22 protein-coding genes are annotated in these 24,738 nt (G+C 56.8%); 13 read left to right on the top strand and 9 right to left on the bottom strand.

Features of this window, described 5'->3' with window-relative positions; genetic code table 11:
• Positions 1-2 precede the first annotated feature (2 nt).
• Entirely contained in the window at positions 3-752 is a 750-nt protein-coding gene (locus CLU88_RS07760) for a M48 family metallopeptidase (RefSeq protein WP_099656096.1), read from the top strand.
• Between the two features lie 20 nt (positions 753-772).
• Here the strand turns inward: CLU88_RS07760 and CLU88_RS07755 are convergent, their stop codons facing one another.
• The 4 genes from CLU88_RS07755 to CLU88_RS07740 all read right to left on the bottom strand — a co-directional run bounded on the left by CLU88_RS07755 (position 773) and on the right by CLU88_RS07740 (position 4,662).
• A complete protein-coding gene (locus CLU88_RS07755; protein ID WP_099656095.1) occupies positions 773-1,744 on the bottom strand; it encodes a plasmid partitioning protein RepB C-terminal domain-containing protein in 972 nt (323 codons plus the stop codon).
• Complete coding sequence (locus CLU88_RS07750) at positions 1,741-2,634, bottom strand: plasmid partitioning protein RepB C-terminal domain-containing protein (RefSeq protein ID WP_099656094.1); 894 nt, start codon at positions 2,632-2,634, stop codon at positions 1,741-1,743. The genes CLU88_RS07755 and CLU88_RS07750 overlap by 4 nt, the downstream gene beginning before the upstream one ends.
• A complete protein-coding gene (locus CLU88_RS07745; RefSeq protein ID WP_255410650.1) occupies positions 2,631-4,196 on the bottom strand; it encodes a recombinase family protein in 1,566 nt (521 codons plus the stop codon). The genes CLU88_RS07750 and CLU88_RS07745 overlap by 4 nt, the downstream gene beginning before the upstream one ends.
• Before the next feature lie 157 nt (positions 4,197-4,353).
• Positions 4,354-4,662 carry a helix-turn-helix domain-containing protein gene (locus tag CLU88_RS07740; protein WP_099656092.1) on the bottom strand — a complete coding sequence of 103 codons (309 nt, stop codon included), beginning with the start codon at positions 4,660-4,662 and terminating at the stop codon, positions 4,354-4,356.
• A gap of 499 nt (positions 4,663-5,161) precedes the next feature.
• On the opposite strand from CLU88_RS07740, the gene CLU88_RS22745 reads away from it, so the two are divergent.
• Positions 5,162-6,538, top strand: coding sequence for a hypothetical protein (locus CLU88_RS22745; protein WP_143225963.1), 1,377 nt, complete (start codon positions 5,162-5,164; stop codon positions 6,536-6,538).
• An 18-nt stretch (positions 6,539-6,556) separates the two neighbouring features.
• A complete protein-coding gene (locus CLU88_RS23385) occupies positions 6,557-8,143 on the top strand; it encodes a flagellin (RefSeq protein ID WP_099656090.1) in 1,587 nt (528 codons plus the stop codon).
• Position 8,144: 1 nt separating this feature from the next.
• Here the strand turns inward: CLU88_RS23385 and CLU88_RS07725 are convergent, their stop codons facing one another.
• From CLU88_RS07725 to CLU88_RS07710, 3 genes are all read right to left on the bottom strand, one after another.
• Positions 8,145-8,633, bottom strand: coding sequence for a DUF4124 domain-containing protein (locus CLU88_RS07725; RefSeq protein WP_099656089.1), 489 nt, complete (start codon positions 8,631-8,633; stop codon positions 8,145-8,147).
• A 16-nt stretch (positions 8,634-8,649) separates the two neighbouring features.
• Positions 8,650-9,570 carry a restriction endonuclease gene (locus CLU88_RS07720; RefSeq protein WP_099656088.1) on the bottom strand — a complete coding sequence of 307 codons (921 nt, stop codon included), beginning with the start codon at positions 9,568-9,570 and terminating at the stop codon, positions 8,650-8,652.
• A gap of 423 nt (positions 9,571-9,993) precedes the next feature.
• Positions 9,994-11,151: a Shedu immune nuclease family protein gene (locus CLU88_RS07710; protein WP_099656086.1), complete on the bottom strand. Its 1,158-nt coding sequence runs from the start codon at positions 11,149-11,151 to the stop codon at positions 9,994-9,996.
• 536 nt (positions 11,152-11,687) lie between these two features.
• Between CLU88_RS07710 and CLU88_RS07705 the strand changes: the two genes are divergently transcribed.
• From CLU88_RS07705 to CLU88_RS07670, 8 genes are all read left to right on the top strand, one after another.
• Positions 11,688-12,854, top strand: a complete 1,167-nt coding sequence (locus CLU88_RS07705) for an AAA family ATPase (protein ID WP_099656085.1) — start codon at positions 11,688-11,690, stop codon at positions 12,852-12,854.
• Positions 12,851-15,070, top strand: a complete 2,220-nt coding sequence (locus tag CLU88_RS07700) for a S8 family peptidase (protein ID WP_099656084.1) — start codon at positions 12,851-12,853, stop codon at positions 15,068-15,070. Before CLU88_RS07705 ends, CLU88_RS07700 begins: the two co-directional genes overlap by 4 nt.
• Before the next feature lie 47 nt (positions 15,071-15,117).
• Complete coding sequence (locus tag CLU88_RS07695; protein WP_099656083.1) at positions 15,118-15,909, top strand: RNA polymerase sigma factor; 792 nt, start codon at positions 15,118-15,120, stop codon at positions 15,907-15,909.
• Complete coding sequence (locus tag CLU88_RS07690) at positions 15,906-16,502, top strand: hypothetical protein (RefSeq protein WP_099656082.1); 597 nt, start codon at positions 15,906-15,908, stop codon at positions 16,500-16,502. The genes CLU88_RS07695 and CLU88_RS07690 overlap by 4 nt, the downstream gene beginning before the upstream one ends.
• A 2-nt stretch (positions 16,503-16,504) precedes the next feature.
• Entirely contained in the window at positions 16,505-19,930 is a 3,426-nt protein-coding gene (locus tag CLU88_RS07685; protein ID WP_099656081.1) for an ATP-dependent helicase, read from the top strand.
• Between the two features lie 92 nt (positions 19,931-20,022).
• A complete protein-coding gene (locus CLU88_RS07680) occupies positions 20,023-20,952 on the top strand; it encodes a multiubiquitin domain-containing protein (protein ID WP_099656080.1) in 930 nt (309 codons plus the stop codon).
• Positions 20,952-22,358 (top strand): ThiF family adenylyltransferase, encoded by a 1,407-nt coding sequence (locus CLU88_RS07675; RefSeq protein WP_099656079.1) that lies wholly within the window; start codon positions 20,952-20,954, stop codon positions 22,356-22,358. The genes CLU88_RS07680 and CLU88_RS07675 overlap by 1 nt, the downstream gene beginning before the upstream one ends.
• A 4-nt stretch (positions 22,359-22,362) precedes the next feature.
• Complete coding sequence (locus CLU88_RS07670; RefSeq protein WP_233205402.1) at positions 22,363-22,818, top strand: DUF6527 family protein; 456 nt, start codon at positions 22,363-22,365, stop codon at positions 22,816-22,818.
• A gap of 96 nt (positions 22,819-22,914) precedes the next feature.
• Here CLU88_RS07670 and CLU88_RS07665 read toward each other — a convergent pair whose 3' ends face one another.
• Both CLU88_RS07665 and CLU88_RS22740 read right to left on the bottom strand, forming a co-directional pair.
• Positions 22,915-23,187, bottom strand: a complete 273-nt coding sequence (locus CLU88_RS07665; RefSeq protein WP_099656078.1) for an H-NS family nucleoid-associated regulatory protein — start codon at positions 23,185-23,187, stop codon at positions 22,915-22,917.
• Positions 23,188-23,260: 73 nt separating this feature from the next.
• Positions 23,261-23,692, bottom strand: a complete 432-nt coding sequence (locus tag CLU88_RS22740; RefSeq protein WP_143225962.1) for a hypothetical protein — start codon at positions 23,690-23,692, stop codon at positions 23,261-23,263.
• Here CLU88_RS22740 and CLU88_RS07660 point away from each other — a divergent pair.
• Together CLU88_RS07660 and CLU88_RS07655 are read left to right on the top strand one after the other, a co-directional pair.
• Positions 23,691-24,017, top strand: a complete 327-nt coding sequence (locus CLU88_RS07660; RefSeq protein WP_099656077.1) for a type I restriction endonuclease subunit M — start codon at positions 23,691-23,693, stop codon at positions 24,015-24,017. The genes CLU88_RS22740 and CLU88_RS07660 overlap by 2 nt on opposite strands.
• A gap of 3 nt (positions 24,018-24,020) precedes the next feature.
• Positions 24,021-24,632, top strand: a complete 612-nt coding sequence (locus tag CLU88_RS07655; RefSeq protein ID WP_099656076.1) for a hypothetical protein — start codon at positions 24,021-24,023, stop codon at positions 24,630-24,632.
• The last annotated feature ends 106 nt before the right edge of the window (positions 24,633-24,738 follow it).

Here is a 24,738-nt window from a genome sequence, read left to right as displayed (position 1 = left end):
GTATGCTTTTGCTGGAGCGCACCTCCCAACATCAGCTGGTGTATGGCAATGAAGTCATTGTTTTCAGCGTACGCCGCCAGCCGACGCGTACTGTGCAGCGCGTCGCAATCCACGTCGAGCCTGATGGCCGTGTGTTGGTGGATGCGCCTGACACCGCCCCCTTGGTTGACGTGCTGGAGGCAGTCAAGAAGCGTTCGAGATGGATAAGCCACCACTTAGAAGCCGCCAAGGCGCGACTGGCCCATGTGCTCCCGCGTGAGTACGTGAGCGGTGAATCACTGCATTACCTTGGGCGGCGCTATCGCCTGCGGGTGGTTGTAAATCCTGATGCCAAAGTGGAGGCCCGCATGCGCGGCGCGTTCATTACCGTCACCGTACCGGAGCACGATTCCGAAGCGATCAGAGCCGCCCTGGATCACTGGTACCGCCAGCGAGCGCGTGAGCTATTAGCAGCCCGTATTGCAGCTGTGGCCGCGCCACTGCGCTGGGTCAAGCACTCTCCTCCGACACGCCTCCAGTTCATGACCGTTCAATGGGGAAGCTGTTCGCCCTCAGGTTGTATTACGCTGAACCCTCTGCTGGTCAAAGCGCCACGTGAGTGTATTGATTACGTCCTGCTGCATGAGCTATGTCACTTGCTTCACCACAATCACAGTCCCAAGTTTTATAGCGTCTTGGATAGGCATATGCCCAATTGGCGCGTAGTGAAGGAGAAGCTGGACAACATGGCGGAAGAGATGTTCCGCGCCTGAATAACGGATCCTCGGGGGCACTAAGCAAGTTTTCCGCGACTCTGTTGGGCGGCAGCGCCATGTGACCTGCTGTCGTCGATCTGCATCGTCCCGACGATGCTCTGAAACTCCCTGAAGTACTCTGGCTGATTGGCCGCCAACCAACGAACAATTGGCGCGCAGTCCATCCACTTTTCCAAAAAGCGCTTCAGCACGGTGAGGTGCAGTACATCAGGCCCATAAGTTTCCTCAATAGCCTTGTTTTGCACTTGCAGTGCGGCCATCTCACGCTCCATCTTTGCCATGGACTCCACCGACACAGTGTCACTGGCAGGCGCTTGCGTTACCAGCATATTTGATGGTGTGTTGTACAGCAGGGCATTTGCAAACGCAGTGGTGAAGTTGTTCTGGCCAGACATTAACTCGGCAGCTTCAATTTGCCTGATGGGCTTCATACGCCGCAGAATCGCGAATGACTTGGCAGGACATGGTTTGTCTTGTAGCTGTTCAATCACCTCGGGGCAAACGCCATCCAGTAACCTGAAATGGTTTCTGATGGTCGCTGGTGACAGATGCAGCGTTTTTCCCAGTCGTTCGGCGGAAACGCCGTGTTCCATTGCTTTGACGATCATTTTGTGCGCTTGCACCACTGTCATTCGATTGATGCGTTTGTTGTATGTGTACGTGTCATCATCGGTGGCAACCAAGCAATCCACTTCATCAATGCCTAGAATTTTTAGTGCTTCAATACGAAGATGCCCATCCATCACGAAGTAGTGACCTTGGTTGGTCGGGTGGGGGAAGACTACTGGCGGCTCAACCAGACCTACGTCTCGTACCGATGACAGAACCTGCTGGAAAGTGATGCTGTCCTTGACGCGAGGTCGCAAAGTTTTAAGGTAGATGAGGTTGGACAAGGGAATACGCACGCAATCTTTCAAGAAGGCGGCCTTGGTCTTCTCTATTGGCTCGGTATTAGGTGAGCCGTTCGCTTTGGATGCATCCAGATTCATGGACGATCTCCTATTGCCATGCGATCCTTGATGAGCTTTGGAATCGAGTCCATTTTCTCTGCGCGAAGAATCGATACAAAGCTCTTGTCGGCAAACAGTTCTTTCAGAGCCTGGGTGGCAAAAACCAACTTGTCATGAATGAAATCAGCTTTCTTCGCGGCAAGGCGCTGGTTTTCCGCCTCACGCTCGAAGATTCGTCGAAGTTCAAGCGGGGTTAGCGTCTTGCGTTTTGCCGTTTTGCCAAGTGGGGGATTGCTGACAAGCTTGCTGCGATTCGCTCGCTGCTCCAAAAGTCTGCGTAGCGTGGACAGCTTCTTTCCGCGAAATCCCTGCTCATAAGCATCGGATAGAAGGTCTTGGATTTCGCTAGCACTGCTTCTGGCAATAGTCGTTGCCATGCTCAATGGGATGGTTCCCATCTCCACCGCACTCAGCAGCTTTTCTTCCCCGCGCTGCAAAAGCCCACCAATCATGTTCACCCACGAAGCGGTAACGCCAATTTTCAGTGCTATCTGGGTATCGTTAAAGCCGCGTTCTTTGAGGCTGCCCACCTCGCGCATCAAGTCGATAGGACGGTGCTGCCTTCGCGCAATGTTCTCAACGAGGCTCATCACCAAGCAGTCGTCTTCAGGAGCGTCTGTGACGAACGCAGGAATCTCTTCCTGGTTGAGCATCTGAAAGGCTTCTAGGCGACCTTGCCCACATATCAGATCGTATCGGAAGGACCCGTCTTTCAACGTTCGGCGGCTTACCTTTATGGGGCGCTTCAGACCTACGCTGCGAATGTTTTCCACGATGGCTTCGTGTTGCTTCTTGTTGCGGCTGCGGGGATTGAGGACATCAACCAAACAGACGGGAATCATTTCCACGCTTTGATGCGTATTGGTCATGCAGCGTCCTTCAGGCTGTATCGAGCAGCCAATTCATTCAGGATGTCCAGCGTGTCGAACCTGTAGCTGTCAATCAACCCATAGTTCTCTTCGTTAATGCGCTCAGGCCATGCACCGGCGTCGATACGTGGAATGAGGTAGTAATCCCGCGCCTTCGCGTTCGAGCTGTCCATTCGTACCGCGACAGTGATGTCAGGCTGCAGGCTAGTATCGAAGCGGACGCGCCAGCGCAGTGTTCCCGCTGCTGTTGTTTGGCATCTCGCAATGACCAAGGAGACAGTCCATTCCCCATTGATAGTTAGTAAATCATTACCTGCATCGCGGTGAACAACAGCGTTCACTGCATGCAGTTGGCGGATGACTTGATCGACCAAATCGGGGCGTTGCTTTCTGAGTGCTCGATAAATTTCCAGATAGCGGTAGTCCCTATCAGGGTGAAAGCCTACCAATGCGTAAGCGGTGATCAATCCGCCGAATCTCTCCTGGTAGGCAGAGCTGGAGGGCATGCCCTCCTGCTCGTCAATGATCAGTCCAGACAAGGTGCCCGACCGTGCAAATAGATCGCGAAGGAGCGCCAGCATTTGCGCGTCGTCGAGTCGATGCGAGCGCGCGACAATGATTTCCCGCGCTTTTGCGAACAAGGACTCAGAGATGATTCCCTCGAATGCCCCATCGCAACGCACCCAAAGTTCGGGTGCATTCCGGACACGCACCTGTTTCAGTTTGAACGACCGACGGTTGTAGACGTTGTTGCCGATGTACTTTTCGTTGGTCAGGATCTGGTGGACGGTGCCACGTATCCATGCTTTTCCCAGGTCTGTGAGAAGTCCTTCGGCATTGAGTGCATTCGCAATCGCCCGCTCTGGCCTACCATTTTCGACAAAGTCGTGATAGATGCGGTGCACTACAGCAACTTCTTCAGCCGGACCGCGCACCAGAATCACGCGATCCGTCTGGATGCTCTTGTGCTCACCTGATTGAAGCAACCCCTTCGACTCCCGCTGCTCGTTGAGCAATTCACGGCGTAGACCATAGCCAGGAGTGCCACCTTGATGAAATCCCCGCCCGGCCAGGTTGCACTGACCTATGAAGACTTTGGACGAAAGTACACGACTAAACTCGCCATCCATTGACCGCTTGAAGTTTTTGAAAACAGCAGCCATTGGCGTCCCATCGTTGTCAAAGGGCTCTGCGCAATAGGAAACAGGGGCACCCGCTTGGGTACATAGATATTCGTAATGAGCGCTTTCGTCGGTGTCTTGAAATCGACCCCAGCGGCTCACGTCATACACAAGGATTCCACGATACGCGGCGTGATGACCCTGCACGTCAATGAGCAATTTGCGGAACTGTTCACGACCCTCGGCATTCAAGCCGCTCTTGCCTTCGTCGGCGTAGATTTTTACGACCACCATGCCGTGCGCTTCGGCATACTGTTTGATTGCAGTAGTCTGATTTTCAGTGGAGTACCGTTGATGGTCGGTTGACATGCGGACATACGCAGCCACCGGAATTAAACCGTTGACCTCAGTTGTCTCTGATGCGGCACTCGGACGGATCAAATCGACCTCCCGGCTGGTAGGGGTCCCAGTGGTCGCTCAGTATGGCAACTTATTCAAAAAACGAGGAAGAAAATACAAGGCGGGATACAGAAAATTTCTTCTGTAACGTTTCAAGATTTTTGCATTTGGCTCGCTTTTACGATGGGCAAAGCGAAAACTATTCAGCCAACAGTTTGAAAACCGCCATACGAACACTGGGGTCGACCTTGCTGTAGCGAAACAGCAGCTCTGCAATGTCATCGTCCTCATCCGCAAAGAAGAACGCCACAGGCACACCCAGCACCTTGGCCAGTTTGCGCACGGTGAGCAAGTCAGGCCGATGAATGCCCAGCTCGTACCGATTGATCCGCGTGCTCGCCACGAAAGCATCAATCCCAGCTTCGATCCCTAGCATTTTTTGAGACAAGCCAGCGTTGAGCCTGGCCTGCTTAAGCCTGGCTCCCCACTTTTGATCTGCCTCTGACATCTCTCGTCCCATAGGACTACGAGAGTCGTAGTTATGCGGGTTTATCGATACTACGAGTTGCGTTGTCTAACCGCTGGCAACAGATATGAAGCCACCTTCTAGACGCCCAGCAAGTACCTCCCCTCTTGCGTGAAGCCCAACGATCTGCGCCATCGCTTTGCAACATATTTGAGCGATTGGGAGAACCTCCGGGCAGTGAGCTCTTGTGCGCTTGTCATAACTACGAATTACGTAGTTATTGTTGGCTACTTCAAGCTTTTGCAGGAGACGTGCCTGGCTATTCTCGAAACTACGAGATGCGTATGTTTCGGTGTGAGTGATATGGCATGAACTACGGCAATGAGAGGGCGTATTGATGCAGATAGGGCGAAAGTGGTTCTGGGCAGCAGGTGCCTTGGTCGTGGGCGGAGCCAGTGTTCAGCCATCGCCCAGCCTTGCTGAAGCAACATCGCTAGCACCCACAGAACACCAATTTCATGCGGAGTGTTACAGGCCAGATGTGGAACTCTGCGCAATTAAAAATCCTGGGCCATCTATCTATAAGGTGCTCACACCAGGCATCCCTTTTGATGATCTCGTTTCTCACTGGGTTGTGGATTTGCGCAAGTTTCCGCCAGCGAAAGGTGCTGTCCAGACACTCCGCGTTTCAGGCACATCTGGAGATGTGTATTCCATCCGATTGGCTTTGGTGTACGACATCACCGCTCTAAGTCGTGCAGCACCGCAAATCGGGGATATGAAGAGCTCCAAAGATGTAGCTATGCCGATGACCAGGGCTTCTGCGCCAAGCCCTCAGAAGACAGCTTCTACGCAAGGCACAACGCTACCAATACCTACCCGAGTGGGCCAGCCGTCTGCTGCGCCTGATTCAGCGGCTGTGCCTCAGGGCCAGACGATCACTCGTATAGCCACGGCTTTGCCCAAAGGCGAGGGTAGCGCTCCTGTCACACCCCAATTGCCTTGTCTCGACGGAATTTGTATTGGCTCACCAGCCACGTCTTTGAACGCGCCATTTGAACCAGTGCTCTCGGTAGCCAAGCAACTCATCAGGAATATCCCGGCGTCCAAAAAATTCCCAGACATTGAAGCGCGAGCCGCCCATTTGGACGCGGTGTACCGCAAGGGGGATATGGATCAATTTGACAAGGATGGCCTAGCTTGGATGGAGGTCAGTCGAGAGGACAAGATAGCTATCAACCTTCATCATCTGCGGCAGGCGTACAACATCGCACTGCAAGCGCTAGGGGGAAAGCATTCTCCTGAGGTCGTGGAGCTAGCAAAGTACTTTGCTCCACAGTCTTCTCTTTCGGGTTATGTCCGGTCAGTCGGAAGTAAAGATTTCGCGTTTGATGTTCTATCAAACCCACTAGCGTTCACCGAGACTAGGGCTTTGCGCTTCGATCAAGGGTTCGTAGATTTACTCAATAAGGCAAAGCCGACCTTCTGCGGGGTCTATCGCCTAAGTGGTCAATACAAAAGCAAGTCTGGTCACGAGACACTGGTGGAGCTGCAATCCGACATCGATGGCATTTTCAAGGTCGCCAACATCGAGAGACTGTTTGCATCCCGATCAAGTGACAGTGTGGAGCTACTTGAGCAAGAGCTCAAAGCACGTTACGCCCCCTACGAGGATGCGAACCTAGTCCGCGTGACGAGGGATCGTTTGCTTTCCCTGCAACTGTGGCACCCATTTTTGACGCGAATCACAGGGCCTGGAAGTGGTGCAACCCGTGCGCTGCGCGACGCTTTCTGGGTCGAAGGATGGCTGGACTTCAAGGGCAAGGCGCTTGAGCAAAAGGGGGTCATGCGTGCTATTGCCGAGAGCAACAAGATGAGGATCCCAAAGTGCAGGCCTCAGAAGCTAAGCATGGATTAAGGACGTATCGACCTCGTCATGGCTCTCTCCCTTTTCACTAACGTCCAGTCGCTGAACGCGCAACGGAATTTAGGTATCAACCAGGCAGGCTTGGCTACAACCATGCAGCGCCTGTCTTCGGGCCTGCGCGTCAACACGGCCAAGGACGACGCGGCGGGTTTGGCGATCAGTGAGCGCATGCTGACGCAGGTCAAGGGCATGGATGCCGCTAAGCGCAACGCCAACGACGGCATCTCGCTGGCTCAGGTGGCCGAGGGTTCAATGCAGAAGATGACCGAAATCCTGCAGCGTGGCCGTGAGTTGGCAGTGCAGGCGGCCAACGGCACCAACTCCCGGAGTGACCGTCAAGCACTGTTCGCCGAATACTCTCAGCTGCTTCAAGAGTTTGAACGCATGTCGCAAACGGCCAACTTTAATGGTCACAAGCTCCTGGACGGCAGCTTCACCGCGCAGACGTTTCAGGTGGGAGCCAACGCTGGGCAGACCATTGATGTGTCAGTGCCCGCGTTGAAGGAAAGCACTGTTGGTGTTTACGGTAGGTTTCTAGAAGACTCTTTCGTGTTGTCGCGGGGAGCTTCACAAGGATTCAATAACTGGGTTGCTACTTCACTACCAGCAGGAAGAACCTTTGGCATTGATGGTGTTGAATTTCCTGGAGACGACATATTGTCGATGGCCGATCTTGCAGAAAAACTGAAATCCAATTCACCTAATGATGTAGCAATAGAAGCTAAAACAAAAATAACTTTGGTCATCCCCCCGAATCCGAATGGCTTGGTGACAATCAGTCTCGTTGCTGGCGAAGATTACAGCAAAGCGCGAACACTCTCATTAAATTGGGATGGCTCTAGTGCAGCAGGGCTGGCTGCTATGCGCTCAATCAATGAGCTATCGAGCATCACTGGTATTCGGGCAGAGGATTTCCGTCCCGCCGAATTGCCTAGTGGCTCCACGGATTTAAATGGGAATCCAATCAAATATCCGCTTTTTCGTCTAGTGAGCGATACGGGAGAAAACATACATGTGCTAAATGATTCCAACCCAGCTGCGTTTGTCAGCTTGGCAGATGCCAACTACAGTGAATATGGAGTTTCATACAGTTGGTTCTATGGTGCGAATTCCATGTTGGGCAGCGGTCAGTTTGGAGTTGATGACGCATACGCCATTGGGGATATTTCGTACGTGTCTGATTCCCCAATTTCATTAAAGTGGGATGGTGGTTATGACGTTGATGGAAATGAAATCGGCCTCTTACCATCCAACGGCTGGTTTTCCGCCAAACAAACAACAATAGATCAGATATCTTTTGATTCCACAGCGGATGCAAGTCGATCTTTACGTATCTTTGATGCGGCCATCAACCAAGTATCTAGAGCGCGTGCTGACTTAGGTGCCGTACAGTCGCGCTTTGAAGCCACCATTGCTAACTTGGAAATCTCGTCAGAAAACACCGCAGCCGCCCGCGCACGCATCGTTGACGCCGACTTTGCCCAAGAGACTGCGCAGCTAGCCCGCCAGCAAATCCTGAAAAACGCAGGCACCGCCATGGTGGCGCAAGCCAATGCAGTGCCGGAGCAGGTGCTGACCCTGCTCAAGGGGATCTGAGCTAGCAGTTCAGGTCGTTGAACTGTTTGCGAGCCTTGTACAGCTCCACGTCGGCCAGGGCTTTTTCGGTGGGAGTGGCTGTGGCGGCACGCTGCTTGAGTTCTGGCAACTCGGTATCCAGCCGGGTGCATTCCGCTTTGTCTCTGGGGCTGAGTTTGAATCGGTGCTTGTAGACCCGGTACTGCTCAGGGGTCATGCCTGTCAGTGGTTTCAAGGCATCGGCCATCAAGGCGTTGTGTTCAGCCCGCTGCACATCAGCGCCCTTGCGGCTGGCACCGGTCATTTTGTCCATGCCTTGTGTGGGTGTCGTGTCAATTTCCTTGGCCCCTACACAAGGCGCATCAGAGTAGCTCACCTTGCCTGCCGTCTCGCAGCGGTAGACGGGCTTTTGTGCGTGGGCAGAGAGACTGAAGCTCAACAAGCCCAGCAGGGCGAACGACCAATGAAGGTGGCGGGTCAGGTTCAAACGTGAAGAAGACAAGAAGCGCATTGGTTTCAAACTCGAACTAGCTGGCAGCTACAGTTCCCCGGCATTTGGGGTAGGTGGAGCAGCCCCAGAAGGTGTTGCCTGCATTGGCCCCTTGTCTGGCGGTGCGCAGTGCCATACCGGCACCACAACGTGGGCATTCGGGTTGGGCTGCAGCCTTGGCGGTAGCCTGGGGAGCTTGAATTGCCGATTGGGGTTGAGGCGCCGGGCTCCCCATTGAGTTGGGAGTCTCACGATGTGCGGCTGTAGGTTTGCCTTGGGTGCTCCGTGCCTGCTGAATCATCGCAAAGAGACGGGGGCCGTCAACGAGTTCGATGTTGCGCCCCTGGGCGAAGTCTTTGGCATCGGTCGTGAACCGCCCCGAGGTGACGACAAAGCCGCCTGTGGCACCTTTGGCAGCCATGACGCCATAGAGTTCACGCACGGTGGTCACGCCTACCTTGTAGGCCTTCCACTGTTTGCACTGCACAAAGAATTTTTCCGAACCCTGGGCTAGGACGAGGTCAACACCGCCATCAGGGCCGCCCCCGCCGATTTCTGCCACGCGGTATCCCTGCAGTCGGTAGGCTTCACCGACCAGCAGCTCAAACTCCCGCCAGCTCATGCCGTCCAGGGCGTCGGCATTGCGTGCTTGTGCCACGTCCGAAACCAGGGCTTGGCGCTGTTTGCGCCGCCAGGCTGAAAGGGCTGCCGCTGCAATACACAGCAGCGGCACGATGTACTGACCGGCGTTTGCCAGGCCGTGGATGATGGCCTTTTGCATCATGGCCCCCACCATGGCGCCTCCTTGGCCTTGAATGTCAGAGGTTTGGATGGGTACCGCTAGGCGGTGCAGCAAGAAATAGCTGACCGCTGCGAGCACCAAGCAGACCCACCAGGGGAGCATGGCAAGCAAGTCCAGGACATCTTCTAGTGGACTGGATTTCTTGCGTCTGGCCATGGTTCCTCCCGATGTTTTTGTGGCGTTTGCACTATTTTGGCGCAAGCGTTTGTTAGGTCAGCAATTACCTGCGCAAAGAATGCGTTCGGGTCCAGAAGAGTAGCTATGCCACTATGTGGGCTGCTGGAATGCAGCGGTTGGAGTCCGTCGTTGCGGCTGGCCGAACTCACGCTAACCGACACAAAGCGATCGCTTGACTTTGCGACCACGAGATGCATGAGGTTCAGCAGCACAAGGTTTAGCGGCCGAAGAACTTGTCCATGGCAGTCAGCGCCCCCCGCTCGTCCAAGAGTCGCCTGTAGTTGGGGACGTCCTGGTCAACCTGCTGTGCCATGCGAATGAACGCAGGACCACCGTGATAGGTTGGCTCTCCCAGCCTGTACAGAAGCTTGAAGAGGCGGTTGCATGGGGCAGTCCAGTTCATCATGGTTGTGCAGACTCCACGATAAACTTGCTCCGCTCGTACAGTTCATCAAAGGTCATGATGTCTATCCCAGTGATGCTCGTACGATAAAGCTCAAAGGAACGCAGCTTGTCTTGGTTCACACCATGCTCGCCCATGAACTCATTGAGGGAGCCAATCACGATGAACGCACGCGGCTTGAAGTTGAAAAAATCTTCACCCGTGGGATTCCCCTCGCCGTCCTCCATGCGCTGCATACCATGAAGTTTGTGCATGGCTATCGCAACGGTAGCTTGGACTTGAGCGACCGCACCTGCCATCTCTTTGGACGGTGCCCAGCAACCTGCCCGATAAGCATCTGATTCAAGCAGTTTGGTGTTGTGGTGCTTGATTTCCGCGAAGCAAAGGGAGTTGATGATCCCTCTGGTCTTCAGGACTGCATCCGCTCGCTTGCCTCTGTTGAGAAGGTCGTAGCCCTGAACAAACTGCTCAAGCTTTCGCTCTTCAAACCCGGTGACATAAAAGTAGCTCAGCCCGTAGCCAAACACCCATGGATTCTTCTCAAAGTAGGCTTGCCAAAGTGGCTCATCTCCCTTGATGGATTTCTGCTTCTTGCACAGTTCAAAAAATTCTGGATCACTCAGGAGTTGAGTGAACACGCCAAGCTGCTTCTTGCGATAGCCCAAAGCGACGATGTCATCCTTGGTAACTTCGGACTTGAGCGCTTCAAGGAACACTTCCTGGTTGTCATGAACCAAGGTCGCGGCCTGAGCCTTGGAAAGTACCAGCCGGTGTAACTCGGTGTCTGTGATGTTGACTGCGCCTGTGTGCTTGAACTCCACCTCCGCAATGTCGTTGAGAAAGCCCAGAAGCCTCGGGATCTCGCTGCCAACAAATGAGAAGTTCGTGCGGTGGGGCTGGCCGTTGTTGCCGTTGAACTGCTGGAGTGTCAACACCGTGAGCTTGCGGTCATCCTCAAGAAACTTAGCAACGATTTCGGTTCTTGCCGTTGGAGTGCGACGAAGGACAACCTCCTTCTTTACCTTGGCGTAGTAGGCACCCTCGGAATCGATCACCTTGGATGCAATGCGAAGAGGCCCGTTCAGCGTTGGGACCTGCGGGCTAATGTAAGTCTTGCCGGTAAGTTTGTTGCGATGGATTTCCTCTTCGTCTGCCATAAGTGCTACCTTATTCTCGTTCTACAAATTGCTCGGTGTCACCGTCAACGCGGCAGTGAACGATCTCGCCATTGATGACAAGCTGGGTAGCCAGCTCTATGCAGTCAACGGGCGCGATGAGCCACATCCCTCGGGATGTGCATCTTGCCTTGTTCACGAGTGACCACGCTGGCTGCGTCAGTTCTTGGGGGCAGAAAGGAGCCTGGGGATGTTCTTCACCGTCTACTCTAGAGCAAAGTAGTCGTTCAACGGCCGCCGGTTGAGTGTCAGCAAACAGCCTGAAGCGACCGGGCCGTAGGGCGGCAGCGCAGCGATTTCGAGCGTTCGAATCCGAGAGACACCTTCACGGTGCGTGACTTGAAGCCGTCATAGGCTCACCTGACAGCTTGGCGGCTGCAATGACCGACTTCGAGTGCACTGCGGTCATTTGCCTGGCCCTGTGCTGTTTTTTCAGCCCTTGCATCAGAAACATGAGAAAATACTTCTATTCCAATTTATTGTGAATTATTTTCCTTTTATATCAATAAGTTACGAAAATGTTGGACGAAATGAATGATGTTCAATCAGATTTAGCCCAGCTGATTCGGCTTGCACTTGCGGAGCAGACGGAGGACGTGCGGCTGTTCGTGGCGCGGCTAGTGCGCAAGTACCGCAATACTGACCCGGAACTGGCTGAACAGATGGACTTGTACCTTCGCGCGAAGGCACCTCGCGCAAGCGCTCCGATGCGTAAGGTCGCACCGCCCGTTCCCCCCACGCAGCCACTGCCTGTTGATGACGAATCGAGGTTGTCGCTGCTGAAAGTTTTCAAGGACGATTCAGATCGTGAGCAACCGCTACTGTCTCTCGACCTGGAGGAAACCTTAGGCCAGTTGATCCAAGAACGCCGACAGACCAAGCGCTTGGCATCGATGGGCCTAAACCCCACGCGTTCGGCCATCTTCGTCGGTCCACCCGGCGTCGGCAAGACGCTGACCGCGCGCTGGCTGGCGTCTCAACTGGGTGTGCCGCTGTACGTACTCGACCTGACCGCCGTCATGAGCAGCCTGCTCGGGCGAAGCGGAAGTAACCTGCGCGCCGCGCTCGACTTCGCCAAACGCAGTCCCTGCGTGTTGCTGCTCGATGAGATCGACGCTATTGCTAAACGCCGCAGCGACGATACCGACATCGGCGAGCTGAAGCGTTTAGTCACTGTCATCCTGCAGGAAGTCGATGAGTGGCCCGCCACCGGCTTGTTGCTGGCGGCCACCAATCATGCGGAACTGATTGATCCGGCACTGTGGCGTCGCTTCGACCTGGTGATCAATTTCAAGGCGCCGGAAATGCCAGCCGTCAAACAGGCCATCCAGCGTTTTCTCGGGCCAGACTATGCACTGTTCGGCCGCTGGATCGATATCTTAACTTTTGTATTCAACGGCGAGTCGTTCAGCGACATTGAGCGGGATCTGCAGCGATTCCGGCGCGCCGTTGCATTGGGCACTGCTTCGGACGCCGAGCTGATAGAAGAGTTCGTCAAATCACGCGCACTCGTCCTGGACCGCCAGGGGCGCATCGATCTGGCTGTCCTGCTGGCCAAGCAGACCCGCCTATCGCAGCACACTATCTCCGACATCACTGGCGTGAGCCGCGACACGATCCGCAAGTACACCAGCGAGCAGCCCGTCGCAACTAAGAGAACCATGAAAGGAAAGCCTGAAGCATGAGCCAAACCAATTTTTTGATCGGGCGCGGCGAATTGCTGACACATGACATCAAGGGGCCAAAGCGCATGCCAGGCAAAGTCGAGGTCTACTCCTTCGCGCAGGCAGTGCAGCGATTGACACCGCAGTTCTCAACGACCGCGGCGGCCCTCGATACATTGCCATCGCACGCTTGCCCTGGCGATTTTGGAGTGGCCCGGCTGACGATGAACCCAAGCTACATCGCGCGGTCCTTCTTTCCGACGGCAATGCTGCGCACCGTAGGTCTCGAATCGGTCGGCAGCCGAACTGTGAAGGTGACACCTGGCGGCTGGACCAAGAAGGGCGAGCCCCAGGAGTGCACGACGACAGAACTGTTCGTCGCCGGCAAGCGCCTGGCGTTTCGCCATCTCAATGAATGGACTCGGCAGATCGAGCCCGAGTCAGACGAAGCGTTGGACCTGGCGCACATCGAGCAGTTTTCCGCCTTCACGCCTCGCGAGCGCATCGCCGACTATGGCAGCCCCAAGGATCGCTTCTTTGAGGTCGGTATTCACCTTCTGCCAGATGAGAGCCGCCTGTTCGTCCAGCAGGCCTTCGTGAAGTACGCCAAGGAGGTGAGCGTCAAGGTTCACAGCGACCTTGGCTTCACAGCGGGCAACCTGTGGTTCGTGCCCGTCGAAGGCAAGCACGACCACATTGAGCGGCTTGCCGAGTTCGTCTTCGTGCGCGTCATCCGTCCAGTGCCCAAGCTGCGAGGCATGCGGCCCGTTCACCGAACGGGCGAGGTGACGGTTGGATGTAGCCTGCCGACCGAACAGCCGCTGTCTTCAGAGCCCAAGGTCGCCATCCTCGACGGCGGTCTGCCCAAACAACATGCCATCGGGCCGTGGTTGCGCTCCTACCGTGTCCTGGACGAAAACGCGCAGGACGATCCTGGAGGTCTGGAGCATGGCTTGGCCGTCAGCTCCGCTTTCCTGTTCGGTCCCATCCAGCCGAACGGCGCCGCCAGCCGCCCCTTTGCTTACGTTGATCACTTGCGCGTGCTCGACAAGGACGCCGACACCGAAGATCCACTTGAGTTGTACCGCACGTTGGGCTTCGTCGAACAGGTCCTGCTCTCACGGCAGTACCAGTTCATCAACCTCAGTCTCGGTCCTGACCTGCCGATCGAAGACACCGACGTACACGCCTGGACGTCGGTCATCGACGATCTGCTGAGCGATGGCGACACCTTGATGACCGTGGCCATTGGCAACAACGGCCAAATGGACCGGGCCTCGGGCAACGCCCGCGTGCAGGTGCCTTCGGACTGCGTCAACGCGTTGGCAGTTGGGGCCGCAAACGACACTGAAGCCACCTGGGCGCGCGCACCATACAGTGCAGTTGGCCCTGGCCGCAGCCCGGGTGTCATCAAACCTGACCTGATGGCGTTCGGTGGCAATGCCGGGAACTACTTCCATGTGCTCTCACCGGGAAAGAAGGCGGCGCTCTCGCCGCAACTGGGCACCAGCTTCGCTTCTCCGTATCTGCTGCGCAGCGCAGTCGGCATTCGCTCCATCCTGGGCGCCGAGTTGTCGCCACTGGCGATCAAGGCGCTGCTGGTCCACGCCGCAGACGCTGCGACGCACGACAAGCTCGAAGTAGGCTGGGGCAAGGTGCCCGAAGACCTGATGAGCATCATCACCTGCCCTGAAGGCGTCGCACGCGTGGTCTACCAGGGAGAGTTAAAGCCGGGCAAATACCTGCGCGCCTCACTGCCGTTGCCCGTCGGCGGCCTGAAAGGCAGTATCCGCCTCAAGGCAACCTTCTGCTATGCCTCGCCGACCGATCCGCAGGACGCCGCCGCGTACACGCGCGCAGGCCTGGAAGTCGTTTTCCGTCCCAGCGACGAAAAGATCAAGGACGGCAAGGCCAACGCCGACACCAAGAGCTTCTTCGACATGAAGAAATACGCCACCGAGGAAGAGCGGCGCTCTGACATGGGCAAATGGGAAACGGTGCTGCACAGCGCGAAGAACATGCGCGGCAGCACCCTCAAGAACCCGGTCTTCGACATCCACTACAACGCGCGTGAAGCTGGCCATAAGGCCAACGGTGCCGAGAAGATCCGCTACGCACTGATCATCACCGTCGAGGCCCCCAAGCATGCCGACCTCTACAACGAAATCCTGCGCGCCTATGCGAAGACGCTGGTGCCGATCCAGCCGCAAGTGTCGTTGCCGATTCGCATTCGTTAAAACGAACACAGTCACCCTGATCCACCAAAGAATACGAGAGTCAAGGAATGCCGGCAGCACTTAAACGCAAGGACAAAAACGGCAAGCCCTACGAGCGGCCACCGGAGATCGAGGCCTGCATCGAGAAGCTTGACGCGCTCGACGCAGGGACTCGGCTTTCGCGGTTCGACGGGGCGTCAAGAAAGCACCCGCAATATGTGCCCACAGAGGCCGTACTTCACTTTCTGCGGCGGGCCTGGGTCGATGGAGATCAGGGACAGTTCGAGAAAACCTTTCGTATCCTGTTGAAGCGGCTTGATCAATCGCTGTACTCAGCGATTCCTGATGCGCGCATGGACGGTGCAGCAGACATTCGCGATGAGATTCGCAGCCGTTTCGTCGTCCTGCTCACCAAGGACTGCAACACACACCCCGGTTTGCTCGACTTCTACGAGATCCGCTTTGACAAGGCAATGGTTGCGCTTCGAACTACTGTACTGCGCAAGATTGGCCCCGCCACTCGCAAGATCAAGACGGTTCCGTTGGGTAGCCAAGATGATGAAGGTCCTGAGATTTCCGCAGAAGTCGAAGCGGCACTCGAAGAGTTTCTGAGCGGCGATCCACAAAAAATTGACGATCCTGCTTTCCGGTTGGTGCTATTCGCTGCGATTGACCATCTACCCCAGGATCAGAAACAGGTCATCGGCCTCTTTCTGCAGGGAATTCCAATTGACGCCAAGGATCCAGATGTCATGACCATTGCACGCATGCTGAAATGCGACGAACGGACGGTTCGCAACAGGAAAACCCGGGCCTGCAAAGCGCTCAAGGCCATCCTTGAAAAGGAATCCGAACTATGAACACCGAAAATTCCAGACTCGACGAAGAAGAGGTTCTCCTTGCGTTTTCAGTCGAGCCCCGGCATGACCGCGCCACCCTGGAGCATTACTTGAACCAGTACCCGGAACATGCGCTGGCCCTCGTGGATTGCTCCATTGAAATGATGATGGATGCTTCCCATTCCGACGACGAGGTTCAGGTTCCGTCAGATCAGGTTGCTGATCAGGCTTGGCGGCAATTCCAGGCAGCAATGGGGTCGGTACAAAACACTGCTGCTATCGCCAACCCCTTTGCGCAGTTGCAACCCACAGCGTTCAAGTCAATAGCCAAGAGATTGGACGTCAGCAATTTGTTCTTGATTCGCGTGCGTGAACGAGCAATCGATGCTGCCACCTTTCCCCGACGCTTTGTTCAGCAACTCGCTGCCGAACTTGGCGCGACCGCTGATGCTGTTTCGGCTTATCTGCGTAGCCCGCCCACCATGGCGTCCAGCCTGAGTTTTCGATCCAACGTGAAACCCGAGGTGGTCGCCCAGATACCGTTCGATCAAGCGGTCGAGACGTCCCAGCTGACACCTAGCCAAAAGGAAGCTCTGCAGGCATTGCGAGACTGATCATGGATGCAACCGAGGCCGCACGCCGCGAGGCAGAACGCATCCACCAAGCAGCAGTCGCGGACGGTGTTGATCCATGGAACCTGCTCGAACTCGTCAGCCGCGAAGCGGCTCGGCGAGATCTCGATGTGTATGCGCTAGCGACTGGTGACTCGGCACTGAAAGGCGGTCGGGCAGTGCTCGACCGTGAAGCCGAGTGCATCCTGTATGAAGACATCGGTTCGGCATTCGACCGCGCTTTTTTGATAGCGCACGAACTTGGACATTTCGTCTTGGAGGACGATGCTCAGACCGTGGTGACAGGTGAAGTCGAACCCGGCCGTTCGGCCGAAGATGCACCTGTCGGCGCGGAACGCGTGCTCGACTACGGCGCCAGGGAACGCAGAGAGGTCCGGATGGATCTGTTTGCGCGCGAGCTCCTGCTGCCGCGTTCAATGGTGCGGCACCACCACATCGACTGGGGCTGCTCCTCCGCCGATATCGCCACACGCCTCGGAGCACCCTTGCAAGTGGTCCAGCAGCAACTACTGGATGCGCTGCTCTTGCCGAACGAGCCACTTGCCGTCGTGGATCCTACCGCAGCAGCTGCCGTGCCCACCCCTGACCCTACCCAGATGGAGGCGGCCAACCATCGCAACACGGCATTTCAGTTACAGGCAGGCCCGGGGACGGGCAAGACCCGCACACTGGTGCAGCGCATCGAAAGTCTTCTGGCTGAGGGCGTGGATCCGATCTCCATCCTTGTTCTCACGTTCTCCAACAAGGCGGCGAACGAGTTATGCGAGCGGCTCGCCGCCCGGAATCCGCGGGCTGCCGCAACGATGTGGATCGGTACGTTTCACGCATTCGGCTTGGATATCGTGCGCCGTTTTCACGACAAGCTCGGACTTCCCGCCAACCCCCGTCTCATTGATCGATCCGAAGGCATCGAACTGCTGGAGGACGAGCTGCCGCGGCTATCGCTGCGCCACTTCCGCAACTTGTGGGATCCGGCGCTTGATCTCAGTGACATGCTCAGTGCGATTTCACGCGCCAAGGACGAAGTGGTCGATGCCGCCGGCTACCGGGCATTGGCCGTGGCCATGGAACAGAGTTGCGGTACGGATGCCGAGGCGATGAAGAACGCCGAGAAGTGCATGGAAGTTGCCTTGGTCTACGAGACTTACGAGCGCCTGATGACGGCGAGGCAACTGATCGACTTCGGAGATCTGGTTGCCCAACCTGTGCGACTCGTAGAAACCGATGCCGAGGTAAGAAGTGCTTTGCGCGCGCGGCACAACCATGTACTGGTGGACGAATATCAGGACGTCAACCGCTCGTCTGTGCGCCTTCTCAAAGCCATTGTTGGTGAAGGTCGAAACCTTTGGGTGGTCGGAGACGCGCGGCAATCCATCTACCGGTTCCGCGGCGCATCGGCCACCAACATGGCTCAATTCAGCTTGGATTTTCCCAGAGCGCAAATCGCCCAACTCGGCGTCAACTATCGTTCTCGACAAGAGGTCATCAATGCCTTTACTGCCTTCTCCGGCACGATGAAAGCATCGACTGGCTCCATGCCATTGCATCTGAATGCAAGCCGCGGGGCTTCGGGCACCAAGCCAGAGTTCAAGGTTGTGCGCTCAACCGATGACGAGATCTCAGCGGTAGCGGCCACGATCAAGTACCAACAGGAAACCGGCACTGCATTCCGTCATCAAGCGCTTCTTTGCGCATCCAATGCCCGCCTGAGCGAAATTGCCGAGGGCCTCGAAGCCAGAGGCATTCCTGTGCTTCACCTTGGGAGTCTGTTTGAGCGACCGGAGATCAAGGATCTTCTCGCCATGCTCTCGATGCTGAGCGACCCCTATGCCGTTGGACTGGTGCGCGTGTCCACGATGTCGACGTACGAACTGCCGCTGCAAGATGTGGTGCAGATCATCGAATACCTGCGCGAAAGCAAAGTGGCTCCTCTCGAGTGGCGCCTGAATAAAAATTGGCCACTGGAACTTGCGGAAGCCAGCAAGACGGCACTAGCCCGGGCCGCCATGATTTTCGATGGGGTGAGTCCGACGGGCAACCCTTGGAGCATCTTGACCACATGGGTGATAGATCGGCTCGGCCTCGCCAAGTCGCTGTATCTGGCAGGCGATGCACGAAGCAGGATGAAGGGCTTGGCACTGTGGCAGTTCCTCAACTTCTGCCGTCAACAACCCTCCGGCACCGGTTCACCTTGCGTGCGCCTCCTTGATCGCATTCGCCGACTCGTCCTACTTTCGGAAGATCGTGGGTTGCGCCATTTGCCAGGTGTTGCCGACGGCATCGATGCCGTCCGCCTGATGACGATCCATGCCTGCAAGGGGCTCGAGTTCCACACAGTGCATATTCCTGGCATGGTGACCTCGGGCTTGCCGCGCAACAACATGGCTCCGCGCTGCGTGCCACCCGACGGACTCATTCATGGCTCCGACGAAATGACCGGACTGGAAGCGGTGAAGGCCGGGCACGATGAAGAGGAAGAATGCCTGTTCTTCGTCGCCCTCTCTCGTGCGCGCGATCGGTTGTTCCTCTACGCGTCGTCAGTTCAGTCGGATGGCAGAACGCGCAACCCTTCCAAGTTCATGCCCTCCATCCTGCATCACCTGGTCCAACCGCCGGTTCCGGCTCAGCGCCATGCAGGACTTCGAGCATCGTCAGCCCTGCAGATTGTTTGGGCGCAGAAGCCGGCCTGGACCGACAGTCAAGTCAACCTGTTCGAACGATGTCCACGCCGGTTTCTCTATACCCACGTCATGAAACTTGGAGGCCGCCGCACGGAGACGGCCTTCATGAAGATGCACAACGTTGTTTCGGACGTGTTCGATTGGCTCAAGACCGTGCATGCAATGACGATGCCGGCCGAAGCCGAACTCGGCGTACGCTTCGACCAGGCATGGCAATCAAGGGGACCGGTCGATCATGGCTATGCGGAAGACTACCGCCGCATCGCTCGGCGGCTTGTGGATGTTGTAGTTGAGACCCGCAGTCGAGGCGTACCGGCTCCCGCGACTCCCATCTCGCTCGGCTGGGCGGAAGGCGAAATACTTGTCCGACCGGACAGTGTCGCCCGAGGCGACAAAGGGCAAATCGTCGTTCGGCGCTTCAAGACAGGGAAGCCCAGATCCAATGCCTTCGATGACATCGAGTACACCTTGCTCCACCTCGCGACCACGCAGGCGTATGGCGGATCGGCCCAGGTCGAGGTGACCTACCTGACCAGCGAGACAACGCAACCGATGGAGATCACCGAGCGCAAACTCAAGACGCGCAGCGAGAAGATCCAGGATTTCGTCAGGCGTGTCCGCGCTGGCGACTTCCCTGTAAAGGAAGAGGCGCGCACTTGCCCGAGGTGCCCCAGCTTCTTTATCTGCGGTGACCTCCCGGCTGGCGCGATCACCATAAAAAAAGTTTGATTCAGCTTTCCGGTCCGGATTTCAGCCGCGATTGACTTAGTGGAGGCCAAGAAAACTGCAATCCCGCAGATGGCCGACAGAAAGTCAATCAAATGCAAACGCAAAATCCTGGCGATGACAGCCGCATCCCGCTCGAAGACATCGGTGCCGCCATCCGCGAAGGCCGTGGCCTTCGTCTGGCACACCTCTACCGTATCGTGGTGGCCGATGAACAGCTCAACGAGCGCAACCTGGATCTGAGTGATCCGGTCCCCACCGGCCGCCAGATCCTGCAGGCTGCTGGAGTTCGCCCGGCGGCTGACTACAGCATCTACGCGATCCTGCCATCCGGCGAATTTGAAGATCTGCGTCTCGACGAGACTTACGACTTGCGTGAGCGCGGGGCGGAGCGTTTCGTCATCTTCCAGACGGACCGCGTATTCAAGTTCACGATCGACGATCGCCAAATGGAATGGGGTAAGCCCTCGATCAGCGGCAAGATCTTGAAGGCGTTGGCTGGCGTCCCTACCGACACCTATGACGTCTACCTCGAAATCCGCGGCGGCGGCCAAGATGTTCTCATCCGCGACGCCGACTTGCTCGACCTCAGCAAGCCGGGCATCGAGCGCTTCATCACGCTGATCCGTGATACGACGGAAGGACTCGCGGCGCTGCCGGAGGCCGATCAGCGCTATCTGGACAGCCACGGCTTCGCCGTGGAAGTGGTCGGTGACGGCACGCACACGGGTGTTGTGTTGAAGCAGATGCAACTGCCGCAAGGCAAGTTCAACCACCCCGCAGCCGACGTGTTGGTGATCCTCCCGCCCGGCTATCCCGACGTGGCACCGGATATGTTCTTCTGCGACCCCTGGTTGACGCTGGTGTCTGCTGATCGCTACCCGACATGTGCGGATCAGCCGCACGCCTTCATGGGCCGCAACTGGCAACGCTGGTCTCGCCACAACACCAGCTGGCGGCCGGGTGTCGATGGTCTGCACACGATGATCAAGCGCATCGAGCACGCACTTGCGGAGGCCAAGTGATGTCGGCCGCAGCGCTGGACATCATCTTGCTTGAATCCCATGAAGCGGCGCTGCGCGCGCTGCTTCACCGGGAAAACGGCACTGAGGCAGCCGCCTATGTGCTGTTCGGCAAGGCCGAGATCGCAGCAGACCCGTGGTGCAAGCAGCCACGCATCCGCCTGATCTCGCACGAGGTGGTGCCGATCACGTCAGACGAAATGGTTTCGTCCTCCTCGACGCATGTGACGTGGTCGACGCAGGGATTCATGCGGCTGCTGGGCTTGGCGCAGCACCGCAACCTCGTTCCTGGGCTGGTTCACACACATCCTAGGGCCAAGGCGTTCTTCTCCGACCAGGACGACCGCAACGAAGCTGAGCTGGCGCGCACCACCTTCAACAAGGGCACACAGGGGCTTGCCAGCATGGTCTTCGGCCAGGACGACGCCATCGTGGGGCGCCTGTGGACATCGGCCAAGGCATCCACGCAAGCCTCATCGATCTCCATTGTCGGAAGCCACATCAAGATCTGGCGTGAGAATGATGGGCGCGAAGACACGGCGTTTTTGGCTCGACAGGCAGCACTGTTCGGCAAAGGATTCAATCCGATCGTGCGGGCGCTACGCGTCGGCGTGGTCGGTTGCGGTGGTACGGGCAGTGCCGTGGTTTCGCTGCTGACTCGGCTGGGGGTCGGTCACCTGGCGTTGATGGACAACGACACGATCGACTCGACCAACCTCAACCGTGTCCACGGTTCACGCGCTGCAGACGTACCTGCCAAGCTGGCCAAAGTGGACATCCTCGCACGCGAAATCGAGGCGTGCGGCTTGGGCAACCACGTAGTCACCCGGCGGGCGTGGGTGGGCGATCCATCGCTGCGTGACGTTCTGCGGTCTTGCGACGTGCTTTTCGGCTGTACCGATGACAACCAGGGCCGTCTGACACTGAATCGGCTTGCCCACTACTACGGGATTCCCGTGATCGACGTCGGATTGCGCATGCGGTCGGCTAAAAGCGGGGTGGACTACGACATGACGGGCCGCGTCACGACGATCCGACCGAGCAACCCTTGCCTGATGTGTCTTGGCGTCGTCAGCGCCCAGCGTGCCGCCGCCGAAGGTTTGCAGCGCAATGATCCCGCGGAGTTTGAACGCCGCAAGGCTGAGGCGTATGTAGAGGGCGGCGGCGACCCAGCCCCAGCAGTGGTCACGTTCACCACCAGCATTGCTTGCTCAGCGGTGGATGAGCTGATCCAGGGTTTGACCGGTTTTCGCGGCCCAGGCGGCATGGCGCACAACCGCATTCGCCGATTCGACCGTGTGGAGGATCGCTCCACGACGTGCCGACCAGTTCCAACCTGCCCTGTTTGCGGAACCGAGGCCACCTGGGGCCGTGGTGACGTAGACCCCTTTCTTGGCGTGATCAGTTAACTGTATGAAGCGTCTTTTAGCCTTGATGTTGCGCAGCCTCGGCCTTCTGGACTTCAACTTCCTCGTTAAACGAGTGGCTCGGCACCCGGGCAAGACCGAGATTCCTGCGGGTGAGCTGTGGCTGGTGGTGGACGGCGGCGTCAAGAAATGGGCATGCTTGGGTTGCCCAGGCGGATGCGGTGTGCAGATATCACTGTCATTGAATCCCGAACGTCGTCCACGCTGGAAAGTTGATCAGGACTTTTGGCAGCGACCTACGGTCTCGCCATCTATTCATCAGCAGAGAACGTGCAAATGTCATTTTTGGATCCGGAGTGGATTGATTGAGTGGTGCAAGACTGAAGTTGAATTGCCGGATGCAGCCTTGCAAACAGCTGAGGCTGATTTCCGAACGAAGCAGCCGATCGACCCAGCGGACCCCGAACGGCGGGTTTCGGCGGCGGCCGTCACTCGACGATGAAAGCTGAGCGTCAGCAACCAGCCTGAAGCGGCCACGTTACCAGCGACCGTCGATGAGATTGGTGACCACTGCCAAGCATTTGCAGCAACAAGCGAGTCAAACCAAAAACTCTGCCCGATTCTTCCCTTCGATCCATTTTGGCGCTCTTCCTCTGCCGCTCCAACTCGCTCCCGTCAGCGGGTCGCGGTACTTGGCCGCCACGCTTTTGACCACTGGCTTCCAAGGAAAGACCTGCTGCGCAGTAAAGCCAAACTCGGCTATCAACTCATGGACCGTCTCCAGTGCTTGCTTCGCTTGCGCCTTGCGTGCCACGGCAATTTGTTGATCCAGTGCAGCTTTTTGAGTCAGTAGTTCTTGGTAGGTGCTCATGAGGTTTTGTTTTTCCGGTAAAGCCTATGAGGATAGCGCTAAACACTTGGTCTTTTCGCGATATTTTCAATATTCAATTATTGGCCGCCATCAAATGCTGATTTTTATATTTCTGGTATTTGAATGGTTTTCTTTCGAGGCTTGAATACTGAATGATATTCGGCTGATATTTTGTCGATTTTGCTTTGTGATATAATGATATTGCTCGATATTTGATTTGCCATCGATTCGACATATCAATATCAGCTTTCTCCCTGCCTGTATTCCCAGGCCGCATTTTCCCCATCCCCCTGCTTGATTTCCCTCGCGCCGTAACCCCACGGTAGCGTGCGCGCGGCTGTCGCCATGACAGCACGCGTGGCACCGCCGTGGCCGTGTCATCGCGGCGGCGATGGGTTGTGTGGTGGCAGATCGCGCCAGGGTGTGCTGGCGGTGGTGCCGAGCGCATAGCTGCGCTTCGTTCTTTTCCCTTCTCTCTTTCTCTTCTTCTCAGGAGCTTTCCCATGACCTCTTCGCCTGGTCAGGCCGCCGCATGCGCGCGCTACGAACAACAACGCACGCCCTTGTTCACCTTGGGAACCGTGCTGATCACCCCCGGTGCACTCGACATGCTCGAAGCATTGCAGCTAGCACCGCTGCCGTTCGTGCTGCGCCACGTCGCCGGGGATTGGGGTGACTTGTGCCAGGAGGACAAAGAAGCGAATGCTGCAGCGCTCACTTACGGCAGCCGTTTGCTGTCGGCCTATGACATCCCCCCGAACCATCGGCTGTGGATCATCACCGAGGCCGACCGGCGCTCGACCACCTTGCTGCTGCCGGAGGAATACTGAGCAATGCTGCATTCCTACCATTGCCACCCCCGCATCAGTGCTGGCATGCATGGCCCCATGCTGGGCAACCAGCGGCTGCATGTGCGCCAGGGAGAGGTGGATGCCACTTGTGGCTACCACTGCGTTTTGATGGCATTGATGGTGCTGGGCCAAGTGCGGCGCAACGCGCTGATTTGGGACACCCGCGATGTGCGCCTGCAAGCGTTGCGCAAAGTGGCGCAGCGGTACTACTTTGATGGCTGCGAGGTCCAAGAGCTACAGCTGCAACTGGCCCCCTATGCCGAGCAGGTGCACTGCAAGGAATTGCGCTCGCGTGTAGCGGAACGCACCTTGGATGCCCTGGCCGATGGAAAGCTGTGCCTGGTGTGCTTTTCTACGGAGCGCTACATGCATTGGGTGCTGGCTGTGGGCATGCGCTTTGAGGCAGAGGAACCCGCTGACTTGCTGGTGCTGGACCCGGCCATGGCCCCGATACCGCTGGTGCCGTGGAATGCCATGCTGACCGGCTGGGCGAGCAAACAGCCACGGCGTGTGGTGGCCACGATCAGTGAGCGCGTGAACATCGACGCGGTGTTGGTGCTGTCGCCTGTGGTTCAGGCGCAAGAGGGCGAGTAGGCCGTTCGGCAGTTATGTCGTTCAGCTTCGCTCGTTTTCTTTTTCCCCCTTTTCCCTTTTTTTCTTACTGAACTTCCGCTTTCCGTAGCGCTGGGCTCACAGCTCA

This window comes from Acidovorax sp. 56 (genome assembly GCF_002749705.1).
GTDB lineage: Bacteria > Pseudomonadota > Gammaproteobacteria > Burkholderiales > Burkholderiaceae_C > Acidovorax.
Note: the sequence above shows the minus strand (reverse complement) of the source record. Positions and strands in the feature narration are given on the sequence as shown.